Below are 4,957 nucleotides of genomic sequence, written 5' to 3'. Positions count from 1 at the left end.
GACGCTAACGGCAATCAGATTACAAAGACTGCTGACGGAAAAACTGAAACCAATACTTACGATGGTTTAAATCAGCTTATCGGCTTCACCGACGGTGAAACAACTGCAAGCTACAAGTACAACGCAAGCGGTCTGAGATATGAAAAGACTGTCAATGGTGAAACAATCAATCACGTCTGGGACGGAAGCAAGCAGATTATTGCAGACATTGTTGACAATCAGTTCTATGAGGCAGACTGCTATATTCGCGGAACAAATCTTGTTGCGAAGTATAATTACTGCAACGGAAACAAGTCAGAGTACACCTATTATACACAGAACGCTCATGGTGATGTTGTAAATCTTACTGATTCAACGGGTGCTGTTGTTAAGAGTTACAAGTATGATGCTTTTGGTGTTGAGAAGGATATTGTTGATTCAGATACGAATGCTTTCCGTTACTGTGGTGAATACTATGACAAGGAAACTGCAACCATTTATCTGAGAGCTAGGAATTATAACCCAAGTACGGGCAGATTTATCAGCAGGGACTCATTCGCAGGAAGAAGATCTGATCCGCTTAGTTTGAATCTTTATACATACTGCAGGAATAATCCTTTGAGATATGTTGATCCGAGTGGGCACGATGCGGTTGACGCTGCATCATTTATGGTCAATTGTCCAAGACCAACTCACAAAGTCAATAGTGCTTGGGATGCACATTTCTATACTGATTGGGATAATAAATTTAAGCAAATACTTGATGCTCCTGCACGTGTTAACAGCCAAGGTGATGCTATTTATCGTAGTAAGATTACAACAAAGCCCTCAAGCGACAGTACTGAAAAGGAAATTGCTCTGTATAATGAGTGGAAGAGTTTGTGTCCTGATATTACTTCTCCTGTTAAACATGCAGATTATAGAAATGATGCTCCTTCTGCTGCTTATGGTTCTTCACGATGGAATGGTGTTCCTCATGGTGGAATTGACTTTTATCCTGTTGATAGTAAAAATAATAATCTGTATGGTTCTGATGGAACACCTAAAAATGTATATGCTATGGCAAATGGTAAAGTGGTGGCTTATACAAGTACTTTTATCGGAACAGATGCTATTGTTATTAATCATGGAGATTATTTTGCTTTATATGGCGAAATATCTACTGAATTACGTGTTGGCGATACTGTTACACAAGGACAACTTTTAGGACTAATGACAATTTCTGAACAAGATACATTAATGTTGCATTTAGAAATATTAATGGGAGATTATCCTGAAGGAGAATTTTTAGGTGGTATAGCACGCCAACAGTATCAAATAGACCCAACATATGTATACGATTATCCAGACTTTTGGGAGTAAGTTATGAAAAAACTTGTTATTTTTCTTGCATTTATAATGTGTCTGTTCTCAATGAGTTGTGCCAATAAATATGAAACAAATCAGATAACAAATGCAAACCATCATGCAGAACTTACTCAAATTGAAACTAATGAAACAACGGCTAATCTTTTGATTCAAAACGATAATATTCAGGAACTGGATTTAAGTCTGTTCGAAAACAGTAATTATCTTCAATATAAAAAAGCATTTAGCTATAATAATGAATATGTTTTATCAGATGGAAGAAGGATTATTGAAGACAAAAATCTTTATCTTGAAGATTCATCTGGAAACAGAGAACTTCTTATTGAGGTTCCAAAGGAAGAGACAGAGAAATATGTTGTGTTTTGGAATATAATTGATAATAATAGATTTGGTTATTATATTGTTAACCATGAGACAATGAGCAGTTCAGGAATATATAATCTTGAAACGGGCGAAGATTACCGAATAGATGTCTGTGATGATAATTCAGCCTATATTCCTAAAAAAGTAGTTGAGAATTATTTGTATTTTTCAAAAAGCTTCATAGCTGATTTTAGAGGAATTAGTAAGTTAAATCTTGACACCTATGAATTCACAGAAATTAACTGCTCATCGTTACTTGACAATGGCACTTATTATCTAAGAGATCTGGATATTTCTCCAAATGGAACAAAAGCAGCTGTTTATGGAATCATATCAAAGTCTTCAAGTAAAAATGAGATGAACGAATATCAGGTCGCAATATATTCATTAACTGAAGAAAAAATATTGAAAACATATAATTTTTTCAGTGAAAATGATTATGTTAATCATCAATTATTATATTATAGTGAGAAGCAGTTATACTTGTATGTTTCACAATACGGAAATAATCCTAAGGACTTCTTGTATATAATTAATCTGGAATAATTAATAGATATTATTTTATAGAGCAAAGCCTGGTTTATAATTCAAGTTTTGCTCCATTTTTTTGCTCAAATAACCTTTGCATTATTATAAATTTAATGCCAAATTTGTATTTGGGGCACAAAATCTGCATTTGGGGTACAAAATATTGACTTTCGACATAAAGAGCGATATTATTTACTTAGGGTGAGAAAAATGATCTCTGAATTAAGTAAAAGGATATCGCTTTTTTTATGTCGTAAAAGAATAATTGATTACAATGATATTGAAATATATAAGTATGGATTTGAAACGATTTGTTCAACGCTTCTTGGATTTATTATTACTATTATTATCGGAACAATTTTTCAAATGTTTCTTCTTTCAATTATGTATTATATCATGTTCGTAACAATACGTCAATTCACAGGTGGATATCATGCAAAATCATATTTCAAGTGTAATCTGACATTTAGTGTCGTAACAATGCTTGTCTTCAGTTTTACTAAAATAGCAGTATATACAAAAGTGTATATGATGCTGTATCATATTTTGTTTTTGGTTTTATCATTTATGATTGTTTGGTATTATATACCGGTCGAGAATGAAAATAAACCGTTGGATCAAGAACAGAAAAAGAAAAACCGACATATTGGCATTGCATTAACTGCAGCGGTGTCTGTTGTAAGCTGCGCCATTTATCCAATTTCTGTTCAAACATCTATTTTAATGGCATTTACACAGTTATCAATAGCCGTGTTAATTGTAATAACCCATAATGAGAAAGGAAGTGAAAAAGATGAAGAAGATGAAAAATACGATACTTAAGAAGCTTGCATCAGCAAGTAAGTATGCAGCCGTAAAGGCAGCAGGTTCGACATCATGGGGCGGCTGTCATCAGCCGAAGGAGCCTGAAGCAGTAAGAAAGCTTCGCAAGTCCTGATTGACAGGCGAAAAATTTACAGACAACAATTAAGAGAATGCTGTCATAGCATAAAATTCTTTGATTCTAAGCATAAATTCAACATATGCATTCTCTTGATTAGTTATTCAGAAGGAGGAATTGTATGAACAAAAAACTAAGCAGGATAGTAGCCGGCGCACTGTCCGTCATGTTCGTAGGACAGGTAATGATCTACGGCGACGGCAGTTCCCAGGGTATCGCTCATGCGGAAACAATTGCCGGGATAAAGGAATCCCTGCAGCTTTCCGAAAATGCGGTTGAACTTGCACAGGTATATGAAAATGCTGTTGAAGGTCTGGGTGAAGTGGAATATTTCGGCTCGCCTGAAGCAGAAATTGCTGCATACAGTGCGGAACTCAGCGATGAAGTTTCCTTTGCTACAGGACTTACCATCACAGGAAAGGTACAGAAGGGTGTTGTCAGCGGTCATGCCGCATCGGATGACACTCATATTTTTGTGCGTATTTTCAACGGAAACTGGGAGGAGATCAACAGTGTAGAAGTTGCTGACGGCAATTACTATACGGTTTCAGCAAGCGGTTCCGACATATATCATGTAAAGTTTGAGTGTGACGGATATCTGCCATTTTACCTCAAAGATTTCGGCACAGGAAAATTTCAAGTGGGTTCAGGCGATTCACTGGACACCGTTACTCTCGTCCCCGGAGATACTACATGGAATGAGGATAACGCAAATCAGTGGAGCGACGATGTGATCAATGCTGCCGATTCAGCGTATGTTCAGAGCTGTCTTGGAGCGACCCGCGGCGACAGTGATTTCAATCCGAGTATGGACGCCGACGGCGATAATATCATAAGTCAGGCTGACCTCAACGCATTCTGTGATTTTTATGATAGCCTTGACGACGATGAATATTACGAGCTTCCGCAGAGTGTTCAGGATCTTGACATTAATCTCGACGGAGTTATCAACGATACTGACTACGAGCTTTTAGAAGCTTCAGGCGCAAGCGAGGAAGAATTAGCAGCGTTTCAAAGCGAGCTTAATGGAGTTCGTCAGCCGGATACATGGGTTTACATATACAACCATGAAATGACAGGAGACGTAATCGTAAATAAGGAAGATTACGAACAGGGACTTGCAAAAATAAATGCGGATGCACAGAAACGAGGCCGTTCCGAAAATTATTTTGAATACATGGACAAGGACAACAACGGTACAATTGAAAATGCTGATGTTTCGTGGTTTACAGCAGCATATTCAGCCTCCGGCGACCTTGACTGGGATCATGCATTCAAAAGAAATCTGAAAGTACTTGCAAGCGGAGCATTCCCCTACAGCTTCAATCTTCACGATACAAATCTTGACCTGAACGGCTGTACCATAAGCGTTGCGGACTGCATGTCGTTCACAACCGATATGCCGCAGTTCTGGTCGGGCAACGGAGCAACTCTGAACGTTAATGGCGGTAAGCTGCTTATCCAGAATAATCTTGTATTCAGAACAGCTTCTCCTGACGGCTGGGGCGGCAGCACAGGACAGTTGATGAACTTAAACGGCGGCGAGGTTTACATCGGCAACTGCTTCGATTTCGGTCAGGCAAACTGCTACGACACAATTCTGATGACAAACGCTGACGACAGGCTGTATGTTGGCGGTAACTGGACATACATAACTCTTCAGGACATGGAGGGCAAATGGACGGCAGGACAAATCCGCTTTGCGGGACCGACATGGGAAGTAAACGAATTATCTGGCGACAAGGCAATTTACTCTTCCGGAGAACATATCATAATTTT

At 38.1% G+C, this 4,957-nt stretch carries 5 protein-coding genes; all 5 read left to right on the top strand.

The window, feature by feature from the left end; genetic code table 11:
- On the top strand, positions 1-1,341 hold a 1,341-nt coding region (locus tag OCV67_RS12755; RefSeq protein WP_147644323.1), incomplete at its 5' end, for an RHS repeat-associated core domain-containing protein.
- 3 nt (positions 1,342-1,344) lie between these two features.
- The gene (locus OCV67_RS12750; RefSeq protein ID WP_147644322.1) at positions 1,345-2,256 is read left to right on the top strand and encodes a hypothetical protein; all 912 of its coding nucleotides are present in this window, start codon (positions 1,345-1,347) and stop codon (positions 2,254-2,256) included.
- A gap of 192 nt (positions 2,257-2,448) precedes the next feature.
- Complete coding sequence (locus tag OCV67_RS12745) at positions 2,449-3,060, top strand: accessory gene regulator B family protein (RefSeq protein WP_147644321.1); 612 nt, start codon at positions 2,449-2,451, stop codon at positions 3,058-3,060.
- Entirely contained in the window at positions 3,032-3,175 is a 144-nt protein-coding gene (locus OCV67_RS12740; protein ID WP_178085164.1) for a cyclic lactone autoinducer peptide, read from the top strand. Before OCV67_RS12745 ends, OCV67_RS12740 begins: the two co-directional genes overlap by 29 nt.
- A 124-nt stretch (positions 3,176-3,299) precedes the next feature.
- A partial coding sequence (locus OCV67_RS12735) for a hypothetical protein (RefSeq protein WP_147644319.1) occupies positions 3,300-4,957 on the top strand: 1,658 nt, incomplete at its 3' end.

This window comes from Porcipelethomonas ammoniilytica, assembly GCF_025567485.1.
GTDB lineage: Bacteria > Bacillota > Clostridia > Oscillospirales > Ruminococcaceae > Porcipelethomonas > Porcipelethomonas ammoniilytica.
Note: the sequence above shows the minus strand (reverse complement) of the source record. Positions and strands in the feature narration are given on the sequence as shown.